The following is a 16,389-nucleotide window of genomic DNA, read 5'->3' on the forward strand; positions in this document are numbered from 1 at the left end:
TGTAGCGGTGGCCGGTCGGGCGGTGCCCCCGTCCACATGACCCGATTAGCCGGCGCGGAGGCACGGCGCGGTGACGCGCGTCACAGGTCCGGACATTGTCCGAAAAAATCGCGCGCACGACAAAGGGCGCCGGAATCGATCCGGCGCCCTTCACCCTGCCCTTTAGGGGAGGCAGCCCTGTTATTTCTTTTCGGGCGTCGCGCCGGGCACTTCCGACGGGGCGATTTCGCCGTTGTCGTCCATGGCGTTCGCCTTTTCTTCGCCCGCCGCTTCGACCGCGTCGGCCTTGGCTTCGGTCGCTTCCTTCGCGGCGCCTTCGGGCATCGCGTCGGCCTGGGCGTCGATCGCGTCGGCCTTGGCTTCGGCCTGGTCTTCGACCTTGTCGGCGGCCGGGCTCTGGCAGGCGCCGAGCGCGAGGGCCGAGGTGGCGGCGAGGGTAATGAGGATCTTACGCATAGTCGGTGACTCCCGTGGTTGACTTGGGGGGTTAACGCCGGATGAATGATTGGGTTGCAAAGAAAATGTCAAATAGCGGGAATTGCGTGGATTTCTGTCGAAAATTGAGAAAAGGGCCGGCCGGCATGGGACGGATCAGGCTTGGGACTGGCGATGCGGATCGGCCCGGCGCCGGCCAAAAGGCGCGATGGTGCGATCTCACCTTCGGGTGGACGGAGCGCCGCGCAACCCGGCGACGAGCCCCGCGTAGTGTCGGCAACCCCGTCTTCTGAACCCGCTCGTCTCACGGCGATTCAGGAGACGGGGCCACCGTGCGGCGTCGGCGGCGTCTGTCGTTTCCCCGATACCGCGCGTTGTGGAGGCTTTATCCACACCGGTCGCGCGACGTCCCGGATCACATGCGTCGATCTGCCCGCTCGTTCACTCCTTTGCCTCTCCGCGCGTGGCGCGGACCAGATTGTCGCGGAGCCTGATCACCGATTGCTGCACGGCGCGGAAATCGTCGCCGAGGCCGGTGGCGGCGAACAGCGCGGCGGAGCCGGGGTCCCGGTCGACCAGCGTGCGGCCGGCGGCGGTGAGGCTGAGCCGGACCTGACGTTCGTCCTCTGGGTCGCGGCGGCGGCGGATATAGCCCGCCGACTCGAGCTTTTTGAGCAGCGGCGTCAGCGTGTTCGATTCGAGAAATAGTTTCTCGCCGAGCGCGCCGACGGTCTGCTCGTCGCCGTCGCCGAGTGCGACCAGCGCGATATATTGGGTGTAGGTCAGCCCCAGTTCGTCGAGGATCGGCTTATAGGCGCGGCCAAAGGCGAGGTTCGCCGAATAGACGGCGAAGCACAGGAAGTCGGCGAGTCCCGGCGCTTTGGCGGGGAATTTTTCGGGGGCGGTCATGGCGGTCTCCACGGCGGATTCGGATGCCGTATATAGATCGTATACGATTAAATCGGAAGAGGGTTGACATCGGATATCGGGATATGTATTTAAATCGTATCCGATCTAATCGGGCACGATTTAAATACATATCCCCCTCTTCGCAAGGAAACGACCATGACCGATAAAATCCTGTTCAGCGGCTCCACCCACACCGTCGGCGGCGCCGAAGGCTATGCGCGCAGCACCGATGGCGCGTTCGAAATCGAGCTGCCCGAACCGCATCCGGCCGCCGAGCGGCTGTTCGCCGCCGCCTGGTCGGCGTGCTTCCTCGGCGCGGTCGGGCTCGTCGCCGGCCAGTGCAAGATCGCGCTGCCCGAAACCCCCTCGATCGATGCGACGATCGACCTGCTCCACCGTGGTGGCGGTTTTGAACTGCGCGCGCGGCTGGACGTCGCCGTTCCCGGGATCGACCGCGAAGTGGCGCGCGAACTGATCGAAGCCGCGCACAAGGTCTGCCCCTATTCGAAGGCGATTGCGGGCAATATCGAGGTCGAGCTCAACCTCGCCTGAGATCATCCGCCCGTCATCGACGGACAAAAAAAGGGCGCCCCGCGGGCGCCCTTTTCCCTTTTTTTTTGCTCGCGCGATCAGAAGCGCTGCTGGCGCTCATAGAGGTCGCGATAGTGCTGGATGCGCGTGACGCGCAGGCCCGGCATGCCGCTGCGGTCGATCGAGCGCTGCCAGCTCGCGAATTCCTCGAGCGTCAGCGAATAGCGTTCGCACACCTCGTCGACGGTCAGCAGGCCGCCGTTAACGGCCGCGACGACCTCGGCCTTGCGACGCACGACCCAGCGAGTCGTGTTCGGCGGCGGCAGCGAATCGATCGTCAGCGGCTCCCCGAGGGGGCCAATGACTTGAGCCGGACGGATTTTCTGATTTTCGATCATATTCATTCCACTTTTTCGCCGTCGGACAGGGGGGCATCCGACGCGAGCATGTCTACTGTGGAGGAGTTCAACATCGGCTGAAATCCTCTGGTAAACAGGCTGTTCACAGTTTCCGGCAGAACGGTCACTTCTTCCGACAGGTCGAAAAAGCGTGCCGGCCGCGGCCCGAACGCCCATGATCCCGCCATCGTTCCACACAGCATCGCGCGCCGCGCCGACGAGAGGTCGGCGCGACCGTCGCGTGCTGTCCGCTCATGCAGCAGACCGGCGGTCGGCAGCATCGCCTGACGCGCGGCGGAGACGGCCAGGATGATATCGAAGCCGGGCTTCGACAGGCTGGCGGCACCGGCAAGGCGCGGAAGGTCGGACGGGGCGAGGTTCATGAGGCCGGTCTACCCCCGACCGCCTAAGGTCCCGTAAATGCCCGTTTCATCCCTCGTTAGCGAAGCTTAACCCGCGTCAATATCTTGACAGGTGGCGCGGAAAAGCTGGTATTTTCGGCGCATCGTCCCTAGATGGCGGCGATCATGGCCACGCTGATTTCTTCCCCCGCCGGGCTCGCCCGGGCCGACTTCCAGCTCGCCGAGCCGCTGAAGGATCGGCGAATCGTCGTCGCGATGTCGGGCGGAGTCGATTCGAGCGTTGTCGCGGCGCTCGCAGCGCGATCGGGCGCCGAGGTGATCGGGGTGACGCTGCAACTCTATGACCATGGCGCCAAGGCGAAGCGCGTCGGCGCCTGCTGCGCCGGGCAGGATATCAAAGATGCCCGCGCGGTCGCCGACCGGCTGGGTTTCGCGCATCATGTCTATGACCATGAAAGCCGCTTTCGCGATACGGTGATCGACCAGTTCGCCGATGAATATCTGGCGGGGCGGACGCCGATCCCGTGCGTGCGGTGCAACATGGGGGTGAAGTTCACCGACCTGTTCGCGCTGGCGAAGGAGTTGGGCGCCGACTGCCTCGCGACCGGCCATTATGTGCGGCGGGTGATGGGGTCTGCGGGTGCCGAGCTGCACCGCGCGGTCGATCCGGCGCGCGACCAGAGCTATTTCCTGTTCGCGACGACGCAGGACCAGCTCGACTTTTTGCGCTTTCCGCTCGGCGGACTCGAGAAGAGCGTCGTGCGCGAGATTGCGCGCGACCTGGGCCTCGGCGTCGCGGGCAAGCCCGACAGCCAGGACATCTGCTTCGTCCCCGACGGCGACTATGCGACGCTGGTCCGCAAGCTCCGCCCCGAAGCCGACGACCAGGGCGAGATCGTCCATGTCGACGGCACCGTGCTGGGCGCGCACAAGGGCCTCATTCATTATACGGTCGGGCAGCGGCGCGGGATCGAGATCGGCGGGCAGGCCGAGCCGCTGTATGTCGTGCGGCTGGAGGCCGAGGCGAAGCGTGTCGTCGTCGGGCCGCGGCGCGCGCTGGCGGTGTCGAGGGCGCGGCTGGGCGAGGCGAACTGGCTCGGCGATGTCGACGGGCGCGACGTGCTGGCGAAGGTCCGCAGCATGGCGCGGCCGGTGGCGGCGCGGGTCGAAGGCGAGCGCCTGATCTTCGCCGAACCCGAATATGGCGTCGCACCGGGACAGGCGGCGGTGCTTTACGATGCCGGAGACGCGTCGCGCGTGCTGGGCGGCGGCTGGATCGAAGCGACGTTCGCCGCGGAATAGATTGCACATTCGCTCCCGATGCCGCAGCCTGTGGGCAGACAGGGGAGAAGAAAATGGTCAACTGGGTCTTGCGCGGCGCCGTCCTGTTGTGGGCGGTGTTTTTCTTCATGATCGGGGCACGCGGGGTGATCGATCCGGCGAGCTATTCGGAAACCTTCGGCTTCACGATCAGCGGCGTCGCGATCAACACCTTGCGCGCCGACCTGTCGTCCTTCTTCCTCGTGTCGGCAGGATCGGCGGCGCTTGGTGTGCTGATGCCGGGGTGGGTGCGGGCGTTGCTGGTGCCGGCGGCGCTATATGGTACCGCGCTCACTGGCAGGCTGATCGGAGTCGCTTTGGGCGATCCGACCAATTTCGGAATCGTGCAGGGGATGATCATCGAGGCGCTGTCGGTGCTGTTGATGGTCGGCAGCTGGTGGGTGTTGTCGCGCCCGGCGCCGGCGCCGGCCGATCCCCTCGGCTGAACCGGATTAACCATTTTTCATCGCCCTTCTGCGATGGTCCTCTTCTTGCCGTGGGCGGTAAAGGAGGGACCAGATGGAAACCCAACAGAACAAGCGTGGCGGCCCGGGGCGCCGTGCCGAGGATCGGCGCCAGGCGCACGACCCCGATTATCGCGGACCCGAACGTCGTTCGGGCGTCGATCGCCGGTCGGGTAGCGATCGCCGCATCGTCTTTTAGGCGGTTCCGATCGGGGGTGGCGTCCGGAAATTCGGGGGGCTAGGCTGGGCCAGTGAAAGGCCCCGTCATGACCCAAGCCCCGCTTCCGCGTCTCAGCGTCGATATCGTGTCGGACGTGATGTGCCCCTGGTGCATCATCGGCTGGCTGAAGTTCGAGACTGTGATGGCGCATTTTTCCGGGCGGCTGGAGTTTCGGGTGCAATGGCATCCCTTCGAACTCAACCCCGACATGCCGCCCGAGGGCGAGGATGCCGCCGCCCATGTGATGCGCAAATATGGCGTCAGCGCCGAACAGAGCCGCGCCAACAGCGGCAAGATGGCGGGGGTCGCGGCCGACCTGGGTTTCGCCTTCAACCGCGGGCCGGGTTTCCGGATGCGCAACAGTTTCGACGCCCACCGGTTGCTGACCTGGGCGGGGTCGCGCGAGGACCCCGAGCAGGCCGAGGCGACGGGGGTGCAGACCGCGCTCAAGCTCGCGCTGTTCAAGGCGCATTTCACCGACAACCGCGATGTGAGCGATCATGCGGTGCTTGCCGATGTTGCGGCGTCGGTCGGGCTCGATCGCGCGCGCGCCGCGGCGATTCTGAGTGGTGACGAGTTCGGCGAGATGGTGCGCACCGAGGAGGCCTATTGGGCCGACCAGAATATCACCGGCGTGCCCGCCTTCATCCTCGGCGGACGGATGCTCGTGCCCGGCGCGCAGGACCCCGAGGTCTTCATCCGGGTGATCGAGCGCAAGGTGCTGGCCGACGCGGCCTGAGGAACGGAGGGCGCGCGCGGTGCGTTGATCGGTCATCCCCATCAAGGAGCCGGCCATGATCGACGAACCTCGCGAAGACCAAGCCCCCGAAGCGGTCAACCGCGAGCAGGAGGACGAGGAAGCGCAGGCGCAGACCGTCGCCGAGGCGGCGCGGCGCGCGCGGCCGCTGGGCGACAGCGTCAAGGCGAAAGGGCCGGGCGACAGCGACGACATGCAGGATCTGGTCGATCATATGCGCCAGATGGAACGCTCGGGCCGCATCGACATGGGCGCCTATCGCGGCGAACGCAGCGACGACGACGAGGATGGCGAACTCGGCGAAGGCGGCATCGAGGACGATGAGCCGCGCGGCGCGCCCTGACGCCTGTTTTCGTCCCATCCGGCACCGCTGCGGCGCAATCTGACGGCGGTCGCCGCCATAGCGGAGCGGGCCAGTCGGGATTTTGGCATGCGGGTGATGGCAGGGTCGCGGTATGGCCGGACCCGATTTTCTTTCGACCCATCGCCGCCAGCGGCGGCACCGCAAACCGGCACGCTCCAGCGGTGGAGTCGGCGCGATCCGGTGGATCACGCCGGTCATGGCGCTGGGCTTTCTGGGAACGCTGGCGGCGCTGCAATTCTCGCCCGCTCTCGCCGATGGCGCCAAGGGCGACGGCCTTGCAGTTCGGGCAGCGCCGGTGATGCCGGGCGGCCGCCATGCCGCGCGGTTCGGTTTCTGTCATAGCGGGGGCGGGCGCGACTGTGTCGTCGACGGCGACACCTTCTGGTTCGCGGGCGAGAAATATCGCATCGCCGACATCGATACGCCCGAAACGCATCCGTCGCGCTGCGCGGAAGAGGCGGCACTGGGCAGGGCGGCGACCCGGCGGCTGCAGGCGTGGTTGAACGCCGGGTCCTTCAGCCTCGAAAGTGCCGGGCGCGGCGGCGATCGTTACGGGCGCAAGCTGCGCATCGTGACGCGCGGCGGCGCGAGTGTCGGCGATGTGCTTGTCGGCGAGGGGCTGGCGAGGCGGTGGGAAGGGGCGCGGCAGCCGTGGTGCTGACGGTTCAGTCTTCGGGCGCCGGCGGCAGTTCGCCGCGCAGCGGCGGGTTCGGACCCGCGAGCTGGCGGCCGATGTCCTGCGCCATCAATTGCGCGACCGGATCGTCGCCCAGCGCACCCCAAAAAGCGCGGCGTTCGGCGAGCGCCGCGTCGCGCTCGGCCTCGGGCAGCGCCTGAACCTCGAGATAGAAGCGCACGAGCCGCAGCCAGGGCGCATCGTCGGTGAGTACGTCCTCGGCCCAGCGGCTGAACGGGCCGCCGGCTTCGCGCCAATGGCCGTCCTCTTTGGTGAGGAAGAAAAGCACGCGCGATCCGCTGGGGAAGGCGTAGCGGGTGCACGATCCGGTGTAGCTTTGCGGATGCGCCTCGTTCAGCTCATAGGGGTTGCTGAGCATCGCCTCGGCATCGGTCGCGATCATCGCCGACAGCGCCAGCGGCCCGTCGGGGATCGTCCCCTTGAGCGCTGCGACGGGTTCCAGCAGGATTTGCTGGGTCGGCGGGCCGTCGGGTTCGAAATCGCCGGGACTCACCGTCGCGAGCAGGATCAGGTCGGCCTGTCCGACGAGCTCCATATTGGTCGGCACGCGGTAGCCGGGGGCGGGGGAGCAGGCGGCGGCGGGGGGCGCGGCGAAGAGCGCCAGGGCGATGAAGGGGGCGATGAAGAGGGCCGGGAAACGCATGCGCCGAGCTTAGTCGCTTCGCGCCCGAATGAAAGGCGAACGCGGCTTTGGGGCGGATCGTCGAAGCCGGTGGATCGAATGCCAGGATCGGGCGTATGATGCGCAGGACTCGCCCGGAACAGCCCCCGCGAGCGGCAAGGAGACTCCCCATGGCAGAGCATGACCATAGCGCGATCAAGGAAAATATGACTGTCGTTGGCGCCGACGGTGTCCATGTCGGTACCGTCGACCATCTCGACGGCGAGCGCATCAAGCTGACCAAGGCCGACAGCCCGCAGGCCGAAGACGGCGAGGGCGGCAAGCATCATTATCTGCCCGCCGGGCTCGTCGCGTCGGTCGACGGCGACACGATCCGCCTGTCGGCGACCGCCGCCAATGCGGTCGACCTGTTCGAGGAGGCCGAATAAGCAAGAGCGGGTTGGCGGCGCGGACCGCGCGCCGCCACGGCATCGAAACCGGCCCATCCCGCCGACGCGCGGGGTGGGCCGTTTTCGTTGCTAGCCGACCGCGTGGACCACGAGCGCGACGACGCCGAGACCGTAGGCGAGCAGCTGGAGTCCGTAGAACAGGCGGAGTCCGGGGGCATAGCTGCTGGGGGTATCGACCTTGTCGCTGCCCAGCTGTCCGGCGATCGCGCCGAGCGCCATCAGCCCGCCCAGCACACTGAACGCCAGCAGCATCAGCCCGACCCGGACCCAGAGGTCGGCGGGGCCGAAGTCGATGCCCGCTTTGGCGCCGTCGTCGAACAAGGCGATCGCGCCGCCGATCGACGCCGTCGCGAGAGCCAGCAATTGCTTCACCGTGTCGCTCGCCGCGCCGAAAGCGGCGCCGGTGCGCTCGTCGAAGGCCATCAGCAGAAAGGCCAGATCGGGCAGAGCCGTGCGAGGGCTTCGCCGAGGGTGACTTCGCCGATGATGTCCGACGCGAGCCGGTCGGGATCGTCGGCATAGGCCGCCGGGCGCGCGGCGATCATCGCGTCGATCAGCGCGCGCGCGTTGGCGATGGCGAGGTCGAAGCCATCGTCGTTCGCCGCACCCGCCAGTTGCCGAGCGGCGTCGCCGGATCGTTGGCGAAAATATTGATCGGCGCCGTCGCCGAGGTGGAAGCCACGGCTTTGGGCGTGGGCGACCGCGGCGGCGTACAGCCGCTCGCCCGCGTTTTCGCTGTCGGCGGCACCGTTCATCGTGTCGGCCTCCTCATCGTCGCGCCGGCCTATCCTATCGCAACGGGGGCGGGCAGGCCAGCTTGCGGACGCGGCACATCTTTTTGCTATTTTTCAACGAGTTTGCCCTAACTCGGCGCGCGTATGGGGAATTGGGCGAAACAGCGACGATCGCAGGGCGCAGCAAGCGGGGCATGGCGGGTCGCCGCCGGGCTGCTGTTGTTCGCGGCCGGCTATGCCGTCGCCAACCGGTATCAATTGACCCACGACGTCGTCTACCGCCTCGCGGCGGGCGACCCGCGCAATGCCGTCGGCGCCTTTGCCGTCCTCGCGGTGCAGGCGACCGGTTTGCTCGCGGCGCTGGCCTGGCTGCCGCGGCGCTGGGCGATGCTGCTGCTCGGTCTCGCCGGGGTCTCGATCCTCGTCAACCATGGCTATAGCGGGCTGGTCAGCGAATTGATGGGCGCGGGCACGCTCGCGTGGATGGCGGCCGAGGCGCGGCAGGCGGGCAATGCCGCGGGTGCATTCGGCGGGGCGTTCATGCTGGCGGCCGTGCAGGCGGCGGCGGCGGTCGCCTTGTTCGCGGGCGCGCGGTCCATGCTGCTGCGATCCGGGCGGCTGCCCGCCGGCCGGATCTTCGCCTGGGCCGGCGCCGCCTTGTTCCTGTTGCCCGGATTGCTGATCCGCCCGCTCGACCGCTGGCCCGAAGGCGCCGAGCGCAATCTGTACGGGCTGGCATGGGAGCTCGCGAGCGCGGCGCCGCCGCCGATGCGCGAAGCGGTGACCCTGGTGCCCGATACCGGCGATGCGCCGCGGCATATTGTCTGGTTGATCGACGAAAGCGTCGCGGCGGCACCCTTCGCGCGGTTGATCGCTCCGTCGCTACACGGTGTGGCGCATCGGGACTTCGGCGTGGCGGCGGCGCTGGGGCATTGCAGCGCGCCGGCACAGGTCGCGCTGCGGTCGGGGGTCGACGTGCGGCATGTCGGAAAGGACAGCGACCTGCGGGCGACGCCGTCGATCTGGGGCTATGCGAAGCGCGCCGGGTATCGCACGATCCTGATCGACGGGCAGACCGCGGGGGCGCCGCAGAATTTGCTGCTGCCGCCCGAACGCGCACTGATCGACGATTTCCGGTCGATGGCGGGGGGCATCGACACCGACCGGCGGATCGCCCGGATGCTGAACGCGCAAATGAAATCGCCGGGGAAAAGCTTTGCCTTGGTGGTGCTGCGCGGTGTCCATTTCCAGTATCGCGACCATTATCCCGCAGGCACGATCCCCGCCGACGCGCCGGTCGCGCGTCAATATGACACGGCGCTGGCCTGGTCGAAACGCGGTTTCTTCGACACGCTGCTCGCTGGGGTCGATCGCGAGGCGGTCGCGGTCGTCTATACGTCGGACCATGGCCAGAACCTCGCCCCCGGGGCGTTGCCGCATTGCAGCCAGGCGCCGGTCGCCGACGAGTTTCGCGTGCCGCTGGTGGCCTTCGTGCCCGACCGGCTGGCGGTGCGCTATGCCGCGGCGCCCGGGGGCGGGCGGTCGGCGAGCCAGATCTTTCCGGCGACCCTGGGGTGGATGGGGTATGACCGCGCGACGGTGGCGGCGCGCTACGACCACGACCTCGACGCGCCGACGGCGCGCTATGTGTGGTTCGGGCGCAGCGTGATCCCGGTACGCGAAGGCGGCGAGATCGCGGTCAGCGCGGGCCGCGCCTTTCCGGGGACGGCCGCGGATGTGCCGCCGGTCGATTGAACAATATTGATTTAGCTTTCTAACCTTTTTCGCTCATTCTTCCGATCGGTGAAAAAATACTGAGTCGCGACGCCATAGATTTTTGGGGGAGCGTTGCCATGACTATATTTACCGATAATCTTACTCAGATTTGTCTCGCAGAATATGCCCGTTGGGACAACGGTGCGGGACGCGAAACCCAGGGTACAGATGATCCGGGAATCGCGAAGGACTATTATCTATTCGTCGAAGAGTATTGGAAGAGCATCAACATCAACAATCTGACGGGCCGGACGGTCCAAGGCGGCATCCGGCCGGCCTGGTCGTCGGCCTTTGTTTCTTTCTGCATCCGCAAGGCGGGGGCGGGCACGAAGTTCAAATATAGCCAGGCCCATTGTCACTATATCGACGCCGCGATGAAGGCGAGCGCGGGGACCAACGCCGGTTATGGATATCGAGCGATGAAACCCGCGGCCTATACGCCGAAGGTCGGCGACATCATCTGTGGCGGGCGGGAATATGCCAAAACCTATGATTACGACCAAGCCAAGATGATCTATCAGGCCGACAGCTTCTATCCGTCGCACGGTGATATCGTCATCGAGGTGACGACGACCCATGCCATTACCATCGGCGGTAACATCATCCACAATGTGGACCGCAAGAAGCTATCGCTCGATGGCAATGGACGACTGCTTCCGCGCAAGGACGGGAGCAAAAGCTATCCGTGGATATCGGTGCTCGCCTGCGAAATCTGACTCAGGCGACGACCCAAGCCTCGGTAACATAGCGCAAAACCAAAAGGGAGCCGGGTGCGCACCCGGCCCCCGATGCGTGGCGACGTCCCGGCATGCGAGGGGTCGCCGTCGCCGGTCAGTTGCCCTTGACCTCGGCACCCGCGACCGCGCGGGCCTTGATCTCGCCGGACGACAACCTGGTCACAAGGCCGTTCGCCGTGCCGCTCGCGTCGTGGTAAATGTCGGACAGCGGGATATTGTAGAGCTTGCCGCCGCGCACGACGACCGCGGTGTCGCCCTCGACGCTCTGTACCGTGCCGATGCTGTTGCCGCGGCCATCGCGGATGTCGGCGCCCGCGCGCACCTGCTCGCGCGTCGCGACGCGGAGGTTGGTGCTGTCGACGGTGCGGTTCACGGTGCCGTCGACGCGATCGACGGTTCCCGACAGACGGTCGCTGACGGTGCCGAGCGTCGCGCCGGTATCGACGCCGACCTGGCCGCCGACCCCGACTTGCCCGCCGACGCCCGCGACCTGCGCGAGGGCGGGGGCGGCGAACAGCGCCGTGCCGGCGGACAAGATGATGAGGACCTTACGCATGATATAACTCCCGGAATGGATTTGCCGTGCCGTCGAAACGGCGGTGCCGGCGGCGCGTTGCGCGCGCCGGGGGCGAATCGGACGGGGCGCCGCGAAGGCACGACGAAGGGTCTGGTGAGGGCTGTAATTGCCGGTGCGATGGCCCGTCGTACCGGTTAATCACGCGTTCACTACACGCTTTTCCGCGCTTTTCGCGGGCGCCTCCGCCCCTCGGTTCGTCGCACGAGGAAAACGCTTTACCGTTGCATTTTTTGCATCCATCACGACGTTGGTTTCAACAAGGGGGAATACCAGTGAAAGCGAAAATTTCTGTGGCGGTCGCAGCAGCCCTGTCCTTCGGACTCGGGGGTTGCGCCACGGTAGTGAACGGTACCAAGACCGATTATTCGACCGAGACGAACCCGGGCGGGGCGCTCGTCAAATTCACCAGCGGCGACAGCTGCACGACGCCGTGCAAGCTCGAGTTCAAGCGCAAGAATGATCAGCGCGCGGACATCACGCTGCCGGGTTACAAGCCGACCTATGTGCTGATCCAGTCGAAGCTCGGCGGTTCGGCGTTCGGCAACATCCTGCTCGGCGGCATCGTCGGCGGTGTGGTCGACGGCAGCAACGGGGCGAGCAACCGCCTCTATCCGCGCCCGCTGATCGTCAAGCTCGCGCCCGAAGGCTCGAACGAGGAAGCGGTGCTGCTCGATAAGGACGGCAAGGTCGTGATGACCGTCGCCGAACATAATGCCTCGGTGCGCGTCGACGTCGCCAAGACGATCGGTCCGAAGCTCGCCGGGCTCGAAGAATAAGCCAAGGCGCGCCGACATCGTCGGCGCCACTGGAAACAGGATCGGCGGGGTGCGCGGTTTCGGCCGCCGCCCCGCCTTTCTTTTGCCCGTCGTGCGGGTCAGTGTCGCTTCGACGGGACCGTGACGAGCTTGCTCAGCGTCGCGAGACGGCGGCGCGCGGCGCTCCAGTCGCGTTCGGGATGCGCCTCGATCTGGTGCAGCAGCACGCGGATTTCCTTGCGGCGGTCGTCTTCGGTTACGGCCTGCATGGGCTGTCTCCTTCCGCCACCGGCATAGCAGGATTTCGCGGCGCGCGGCGGCGGCTTGTCGCGCCGGTGAGGCGGTCAGTCGCTGTGAGGGGCCGAGACCGGAATCGGGGCTTCGGGGTCGATCGCGCCGCGGCAGTCGATCGCGCCATCGCCGCGGCCGATCGCCCAGAGTTCGCCCGCCTCGCGCAGCGTGGCGACCTGGTTGCCGCGAAAGGTGACGAGCCAGGCGTTGCTGCTTGTTTCATAATGCGGATCGGGTTCGTAGACGGGCATCAGCAGGCCGTCGGTGCCGGTGTAGCGGGTGAGTTCCCAGCGGTCGCGTTCGACCGTCGCGACATAGAGCGCGCGTGTCTTGTCGCCGCCGTCGTCGAGGCGGCGCAGCGAGAGTAGGCGGAGCGGCACGCGGTCGGGCTGGCCCGCGTGGCTGCCGAGTTCGGCGGCGAGCGCGGCATTGTCCTCCCACGTCGCCGTGCCGAGCGCATCGGTGGTGACGCTGACGCCGAGCAGCACGTTGGGGCGCGGGCTGGCGTTGGCGACGAGTCGGACAAGCACGTCGGCGGCGATCGCGCAGGCGCGGTCGATCCGGTGCGGCGGGGTCGCGACGACGGAGGTGGCGGCGGTGGGCGGTCCGAGGAGGAGCAGCGCGGGGAGAAAGGCGGTGGCGGTGCGGTGGCGGACGGTCATCGGTTGGTCTCCCTCCGGCGAGCGGTGCGGCTGCCCGTATCCGGGGTGCGCCCGTCGCCGTCCCGCTGTCAAGCGCGCGCCGTTTACCGATAGATCAGCAATTTGTGCGAGGAGGGCGGCGGGGTATTTGGGCCGGCAGGGGGATGGCGATGGCGGAATATAATGGCGACCTTTACGCCTTTTCGGACGTGCGTTTCGAACGGCGCGACCAGAAATCGATCCTGGTGGCGTATCTGCTGTGGTTCTTCCTCGGCGGGGTCGCGGCGCACCGTTTCTACCTCGGTTACAACAACAGCGGCATCGCGATGGTGCTGCTGCTCGCGGGCACGCTGGTCGTCGGCATCATGGCCTTCCTGTCGCCGATCCTTTATATCGGGCTGATCCTCTGGTCGCTGTGGGTGCTCGCCGACGCGGTGATGATCCCGTTCATGGCGCGCTAGACGGGGCGGGCGCCGCGGCGCCATGGTCGTAGCTGAGGCTTTCGGTCAGGCGGAAACGGCCCTCGGCGGGCATCCATTGCCAGACATGCATGTAGCGCGCGCCGCCGACCATGTCCCAGCGGTCGGCCTTTGCATTCCATTCGAAGAAGACATGGCTCGCCTCCTCGAGCGCGCCCCAGTCGCCCATGGCGCGGACGGTGCGCGAGCCGGGGACGAGGAGGCGGCGGTTCTTGTACCCCGCGTTGGCGCCGCCGGGTTCCCGCGCGGCGCATTGCTTTTCGAGCCCCGCGACGAAGGCGGCACGGTCGGGGATGGCGAGGCCGTCCTTGTCGTGGACCATGCGGTAACCGGGGGTGAGCAGGTCGGTCAGCGCCTGCGGCCGGCAGCCTTCGAACACCGCCTGGAACAGCTGCGCGTCCTCGTCGGCGATCTGCGCGGTGAGCGCCTCGCCGGTCGGCATTGGCTGGGGAGCGGGGGCGGCGAGCGCGGCGGCGAGAAGCAAGCTGAGGGACATGGCGGTTTTCCTACTGTGTTGTCTTTATAATACAGTCCGGGCGATGCGATGCAAGCGCAGCCTCAGTCCGCCGCGTCGCGCAGGGTCGCGCCGCGATAGACGCGGTCGATCAGCGCGAAGAGCAGGGGGTCATAGTCTCGCAGTTCGGCGCGGGTGTTGCGGTCATTGTGGACGCCGTCGCCGCCCGGCGGGCCTTCGCGGTTGACGTCGAAATAGGCCTGCACCCCCTCGGCCCAATATTCGTCGCGGCTGCTGCCCGCGTAAGTGTTCGCCCACAGCCGCGCCTTGCGGGCGTGGGTCCAGGCGGCGGTCAGGCCCTTCGCGAAAGCGGGGTCGGCGGCGAGCGCCATTTCGGCGACCGTATGCGCGAATTCATGGACGAAGACATTTTCGTCATTCTGGCCGTCGATCAAATTCGCCTCGGTCCCCGCGACGATCGGCAGCGTCGGCGTCGCGCCGAAGCCGCCCCAGAAGCGCTTGTCGAGCGAACGGTCGGGAAAGGCGGCGCGATATTCGGGGATGGCGCCGACGGTCTCACCGCGCGCGAGGATGACGACGCGGACGCGCTGCGAGCGCAGCCGCGCCGCGACCCCGGGGCGCGTCGCGAGCAGGGTGAGGACATTGACGCGCGCCTTCTGCAACGCGGCGTCGCCGACCGCGGCCGAGCCGAGGACGGGGATGCCGCCGGCGTTGAGATATTTGGCATAGGCACGCGGCGGCAGGTCGAATTCGGCGCGAATCGCCGCGGGGACAGGGGTGACGGTCTGCGCGGCGGCGGGGGGGGCGAGGAGGAACAGAAGGGCCGCGATGGCGCTTAAGGTCACAAGATTCCCCGGTGCGCGCAGCGAAATTGTGCCCTTTGTGCCCTTAAGCCGCCCGACGTCGGACCATGGGGCGGCGAGAGGGCGGGTGGGCGCGTGCGTCATCGCACCGGGTGAAGCATGGCGGAATAAATTAGGAAAGCCGCGAATGGCCGGAGCCGATCCTATTTCGTCACGCGGTCCTTTATCGGGTTCTTGCGGCCGCCGTCTGGCGCTGCCGCGTGGGCGTGCCTATCTAGGCGCGCGATGAGAACTGGGGACCGGATGACGATCGTGATCGCGCGGCTGAAGCCGAAACCGCTGGCGGCGGGGCAATTGCTGTGCGCGCTGGCGCTCGCCGCGCTGGTCGCCATGCAGGCGCGCGGCGACACGGTCGGCGAGGTCGTGCGGCACATTATGTTCGGCGATGTCGTGATGACCGCGCTGATGGCGGTCGCGCTATTGGGCTTCGTCTATTTCCGGCGGCTGTGGCGGTGGCGGAACGCCTATGTCCGCCACGACGGGGTGACGCTGTACCGCGGCGGCAGCGCGCGCTGGCCGCTGGCGCTGGTCCGCGACGTGGTGTTGGCGAAGGACGGGGTCGGTGTGGAATCGCTGCGGCTGGTGGTCGACGACGACAGCGAGGTGACGCGCGAGTTGGTGAAGCTCGCGCTGCTGGAGGACACGCCCGACGCGGTGCGCGGCGGGGTGATGTTCGCGGTGGCGGGGATGCGCGGGGTGCCGAGCGGCGTTACGGTGAACTAGGCTTGATCAATTTTGGAACCGTACGGGGAAACGTGTGCGTAGGCCGACGGTTGGACGTCCGTCAGGCAGCGTTGCGGGCATGCGCACTTCGCGGCTCCGGTGCTCAGCCCAGCGAGAGAAATAGCCAGCGAATTCTGGCGGGTTCGCGCTAGTGGTCCGGCAAATCAACGAATAGTCGGTCTGCACTTGGCATTCGACGGAGAGCGTCCCTTGTGCATTATAGCGCATCGCGCGCGCTGGATAGTCGCCCGCCGTGATCTTGAACAACGGCCCGAGCAGGACGCTATCGACGAACTCGCCGTTGTCGAGATCGAGCGCAGGGCGCGTTGCGGGGTCGATATCCACGTCGAAGCGGACGCTGCGCCAGGGGCCGTTTTCGGCACTGGCTTCGATCGCTGCGAACGGCGTGAAGGATGGATGCGCGTAGTAGAGCAAATCTTTGGCGATCGCCGCCGTGGGACCATCGGCGTCAAAACCCTCGGCGGTGCAATCGAAGCTGACGGCCCCGTTAGGCAAGACCGGGCAGAGCATCGATACGCGCGTCGAGCCGACGCTTTCCCTTCCGGCGCCGGACCACAGCGCGTAGCGTTCAGCGAGAGTAAGCGGGCGTATAGCGGGCTCGTCAGGCGATGGGGACAGGACTTGGACGTCCCGTACCGTGCCGTAACGGTCGGTTACGCGTTCGACCTTGGGCGTAGCGGCCGGTGTTGCTGACGCGGGCGCAGCGAGCGCCAGCGCGACGACTCCGGCGGCGCTGGCAATAGCCTGGTACGGCGTCATGGATGCTCTGTTCCGTAAAGTCTTGCGCCG

The 16,389-nt window shown here is 67.0% G+C and carries 26 protein-coding genes; 13 read left to right on the plus strand and 13 right to left on the minus strand.

Annotated features, from left to right (window positions below; all coding sequences use genetic code 11):
* Window positions 1-180: 180 nt before the first annotated feature.
* Together AC07U1_RS09765 and AC07U1_RS09770 are read right to left on the minus strand one after the other, a co-directional pair.
* Window positions 181-456 carry a hypothetical protein gene (locus tag AC07U1_RS09765; RefSeq protein ID WP_056346123.1) on the minus strand — a complete coding sequence of 92 codons (276 nt, stop codon included), beginning with the start codon at window positions 454-456 and terminating at the stop codon, window positions 181-183.
* Between the two features lie 420 nt (window positions 457-876).
* Window positions 877-1,344: a MarR family winged helix-turn-helix transcriptional regulator gene (locus AC07U1_RS09770; protein ID WP_495176660.1), complete on the minus strand. Its 468-nt coding sequence runs from the start codon at window positions 1,342-1,344 to the stop codon at window positions 877-879.
* 156 nt (window positions 1,345-1,500) lie between these two features.
* On the opposite strand from AC07U1_RS09770, the gene AC07U1_RS09775 reads away from it, so the two are divergent.
* On the plus strand, window positions 1,501-1,896 hold the full coding sequence (locus AC07U1_RS09775) for an Ohr family peroxiredoxin (RefSeq protein WP_495176659.1): 396 nt from the start codon (window positions 1,501-1,503) through the stop codon (window positions 1,894-1,896).
* Window positions 1,897-1,973: 77 nt separating this feature from the next.
* On the opposite strand, the gene sciP is transcribed toward AC07U1_RS09775, so the two are convergent.
* Together sciP and AC07U1_RS09785 are read right to left on the minus strand one after the other, a co-directional pair.
* Window positions 1,974-2,273 carry a CtrA inhibitor SciP gene (gene sciP / locus AC07U1_RS09780; RefSeq protein WP_056346126.1) on the minus strand — a complete coding sequence of 100 codons (300 nt, stop codon included), beginning with the start codon at window positions 2,271-2,273 and terminating at the stop codon, window positions 1,974-1,976.
* Between the two features lie 2 nt (window positions 2,274-2,275).
* The gene (locus tag AC07U1_RS09785) at window positions 2,276-2,656 is read right to left on the minus strand and encodes a hypothetical protein (RefSeq protein ID WP_495176658.1); all 381 of its coding nucleotides are present in this window, start codon (window positions 2,654-2,656) and stop codon (window positions 2,276-2,278) included.
* A 144-nt stretch (window positions 2,657-2,800) separates the two neighbouring features.
* Here AC07U1_RS09785 and mnmA point away from each other — a divergent pair, with 144 nt between their 5' ends.
* The 6 genes from mnmA (at window position 2,801) to AC07U1_RS09815 (ending at window position 6,421) form a co-directional block, all read left to right on the plus strand.
* The gene (mnmA, locus tag AC07U1_RS09790; RefSeq protein WP_495176657.1) at window positions 2,801-3,937 is read left to right on the plus strand and encodes a tRNA 2-thiouridine(34) synthase MnmA; all 1,137 of its coding nucleotides are present in this window, start codon (window positions 2,801-2,803) and stop codon (window positions 3,935-3,937) included.
* Between the two features lie 53 nt (window positions 3,938-3,990).
* Window positions 3,991-4,401, plus strand: coding sequence for a hypothetical protein (locus AC07U1_RS09795; RefSeq protein ID WP_056346128.1), 411 nt, complete (start codon window positions 3,991-3,993; stop codon window positions 4,399-4,401).
* 73 nt (window positions 4,402-4,474) lie between these two features.
* Window positions 4,475-4,618: a hypothetical protein gene (locus AC07U1_RS09800; RefSeq protein WP_495176656.1), complete on the plus strand. Its 144-nt coding sequence runs from the start codon at window positions 4,475-4,477 to the stop codon at window positions 4,616-4,618.
* A gap of 67 nt (window positions 4,619-4,685) precedes the next feature.
* A complete protein-coding gene (locus AC07U1_RS09805) occupies window positions 4,686-5,378 on the plus strand; it encodes a DsbA family oxidoreductase (RefSeq protein WP_495176655.1) in 693 nt (230 codons plus the stop codon).
* Window positions 5,379-5,433: 55 nt separating this feature from the next.
* The gene (locus AC07U1_RS09810) at window positions 5,434-5,739 is read left to right on the plus strand and encodes a hypothetical protein (RefSeq protein ID WP_056346131.1); all 306 of its coding nucleotides are present in this window, start codon (window positions 5,434-5,436) and stop codon (window positions 5,737-5,739) included.
* A 112-nt stretch (window positions 5,740-5,851) separates the two neighbouring features.
* Window positions 5,852-6,421, plus strand: coding sequence for a thermonuclease family protein (locus AC07U1_RS09815; protein WP_495176654.1), 570 nt, complete (start codon window positions 5,852-5,854; stop codon window positions 6,419-6,421).
* A gap of 4 nt (window positions 6,422-6,425) precedes the next feature.
* On the opposite strand, the gene AC07U1_RS09820 is transcribed toward AC07U1_RS09815, so the two are convergent.
* Complete coding sequence (locus AC07U1_RS09820; RefSeq protein ID WP_495176653.1) at window positions 6,426-7,100, minus strand: hypothetical protein; 675 nt, start codon at window positions 7,098-7,100, stop codon at window positions 6,426-6,428.
* A 149-nt stretch (window positions 7,101-7,249) separates the two neighbouring features.
* Here AC07U1_RS09820 and AC07U1_RS09825 point away from each other — a divergent pair, with 149 nt between their 5' ends.
* On the plus strand, window positions 7,250-7,507 hold the full coding sequence (locus AC07U1_RS09825) for a DUF2171 domain-containing protein (RefSeq protein ID WP_495176652.1): 258 nt from the start codon (window positions 7,250-7,252) through the stop codon (window positions 7,505-7,507).
* 90 nt (window positions 7,508-7,597) lie between these two features.
* Here the strand turns inward: AC07U1_RS09825 and AC07U1_RS09830 are convergent, their stop codons facing one another.
* The gene (locus AC07U1_RS09830) at window positions 7,598-7,951 is read right to left on the minus strand and encodes a hypothetical protein (RefSeq protein ID WP_495176651.1); all 354 of its coding nucleotides are present in this window, start codon (window positions 7,949-7,951) and stop codon (window positions 7,598-7,600) included.
* On the minus strand, window positions 7,951-8,283 hold the full coding sequence (locus AC07U1_RS09835; RefSeq protein ID WP_495176650.1) for a hypothetical protein: 333 nt from the start codon (window positions 8,281-8,283) through the stop codon (window positions 7,951-7,953). Before AC07U1_RS09835 ends, AC07U1_RS09830 begins: the two co-directional genes overlap by 1 nt.
* A gap of 123 nt (window positions 8,284-8,406) precedes the next feature.
* On the opposite strand from AC07U1_RS09835, the gene AC07U1_RS09840 reads away from it, so the two are divergent.
* Both AC07U1_RS09840 and AC07U1_RS09845 read left to right on the plus strand, forming a co-directional pair.
* A complete protein-coding gene (locus AC07U1_RS09840; RefSeq protein ID WP_495176649.1) occupies window positions 8,407-10,017 on the plus strand; it encodes a sulfatase-like hydrolase/transferase in 1,611 nt (536 codons plus the stop codon).
* A 98-nt stretch (window positions 10,018-10,115) separates the two neighbouring features.
* Window positions 10,116-10,754 (plus strand): DUF2272 domain-containing protein, encoded by a 639-nt coding sequence (locus AC07U1_RS09845; RefSeq protein WP_495176648.1) that lies wholly within the window; start codon window positions 10,116-10,118, stop codon window positions 10,752-10,754.
* Window positions 10,755-10,869: 115 nt separating this feature from the next.
* Here AC07U1_RS09845 and AC07U1_RS09850 read toward each other — a convergent pair whose 3' ends face one another.
* Window positions 10,870-11,331 carry a hypothetical protein gene (locus AC07U1_RS09850; RefSeq protein ID WP_495176647.1) on the minus strand — a complete coding sequence of 154 codons (462 nt, stop codon included), beginning with the start codon at window positions 11,329-11,331 and terminating at the stop codon, window positions 10,870-10,872.
* A gap of 362 nt (window positions 11,332-11,693) precedes the next feature.
* On the opposite strand from AC07U1_RS09850, the gene AC07U1_RS09855 reads away from it, so the two are divergent.
* Window positions 11,694-12,128: a hypothetical protein gene (locus AC07U1_RS09855; RefSeq protein ID WP_056346140.1), complete on the plus strand. Its 435-nt coding sequence runs from the start codon at window positions 11,694-11,696 to the stop codon at window positions 12,126-12,128.
* Window positions 12,129-12,226: 98 nt separating this feature from the next.
* Here the strand turns inward: AC07U1_RS09855 and AC07U1_RS09860 are convergent, their stop codons facing one another.
* Complete coding sequence (locus AC07U1_RS09860; RefSeq protein ID WP_187142430.1) at window positions 12,227-12,376, minus strand: hypothetical protein; 150 nt, start codon at window positions 12,374-12,376, stop codon at window positions 12,227-12,229.
* Window positions 12,377-12,451: 75 nt separating this feature from the next.
* Window positions 12,452-13,060: a hypothetical protein gene (locus AC07U1_RS09865; RefSeq protein ID WP_495176646.1), complete on the minus strand. Its 609-nt coding sequence runs from the start codon at window positions 13,058-13,060 to the stop codon at window positions 12,452-12,454.
* A gap of 149 nt (window positions 13,061-13,209) precedes the next feature.
* Between AC07U1_RS09865 and AC07U1_RS09870 the strand changes: the two genes are divergently transcribed.
* Window positions 13,210-13,500, plus strand: coding sequence for a TM2 domain-containing protein (locus tag AC07U1_RS09870; protein ID WP_495176645.1), 291 nt, complete (start codon window positions 13,210-13,212; stop codon window positions 13,498-13,500).
* On the opposite strand, the gene AC07U1_RS09875 is transcribed toward AC07U1_RS09870, so the two are convergent.
* Both AC07U1_RS09875 and AC07U1_RS09880 read right to left on the minus strand, forming a co-directional pair.
* Window positions 13,487-14,014, minus strand: a complete 528-nt coding sequence (locus AC07U1_RS09875; RefSeq protein WP_495176644.1) for a DUF4440 domain-containing protein — start codon at window positions 14,012-14,014, stop codon at window positions 13,487-13,489. The two genes, AC07U1_RS09870 and AC07U1_RS09875, sit on opposite strands and share 14 nt — an antisense overlap.
* A gap of 62 nt (window positions 14,015-14,076) precedes the next feature.
* On the minus strand, window positions 14,077-14,838 hold the full coding sequence (locus tag AC07U1_RS09880) for a hypothetical protein (RefSeq protein WP_495176643.1): 762 nt from the start codon (window positions 14,836-14,838) through the stop codon (window positions 14,077-14,079).
* A 243-nt stretch (window positions 14,839-15,081) separates the two neighbouring features.
* Here AC07U1_RS09880 and AC07U1_RS09885 point away from each other — a divergent pair, with 243 nt between their 5' ends.
* A complete protein-coding gene (locus tag AC07U1_RS09885; RefSeq protein WP_495176642.1) occupies window positions 15,082-15,579 on the plus strand; it encodes a hypothetical protein in 498 nt (165 codons plus the stop codon).
* Window positions 15,580-15,585: 6 nt separating this feature from the next.
* On the opposite strand, the gene AC07U1_RS09890 is transcribed toward AC07U1_RS09885, so the two are convergent.
* The gene (locus tag AC07U1_RS09890; RefSeq protein ID WP_495176641.1) at window positions 15,586-16,359 is read right to left on the minus strand and encodes an energy transducer TonB; all 774 of its coding nucleotides are present in this window, start codon (window positions 16,357-16,359) and stop codon (window positions 15,586-15,588) included.
* Window positions 16,360-16,389 lie beyond the last annotated feature (30 nt).

It is taken from the genome of Sphingopyxis sp. GW821-FHT02C12 (genome assembly GCF_059421785.1).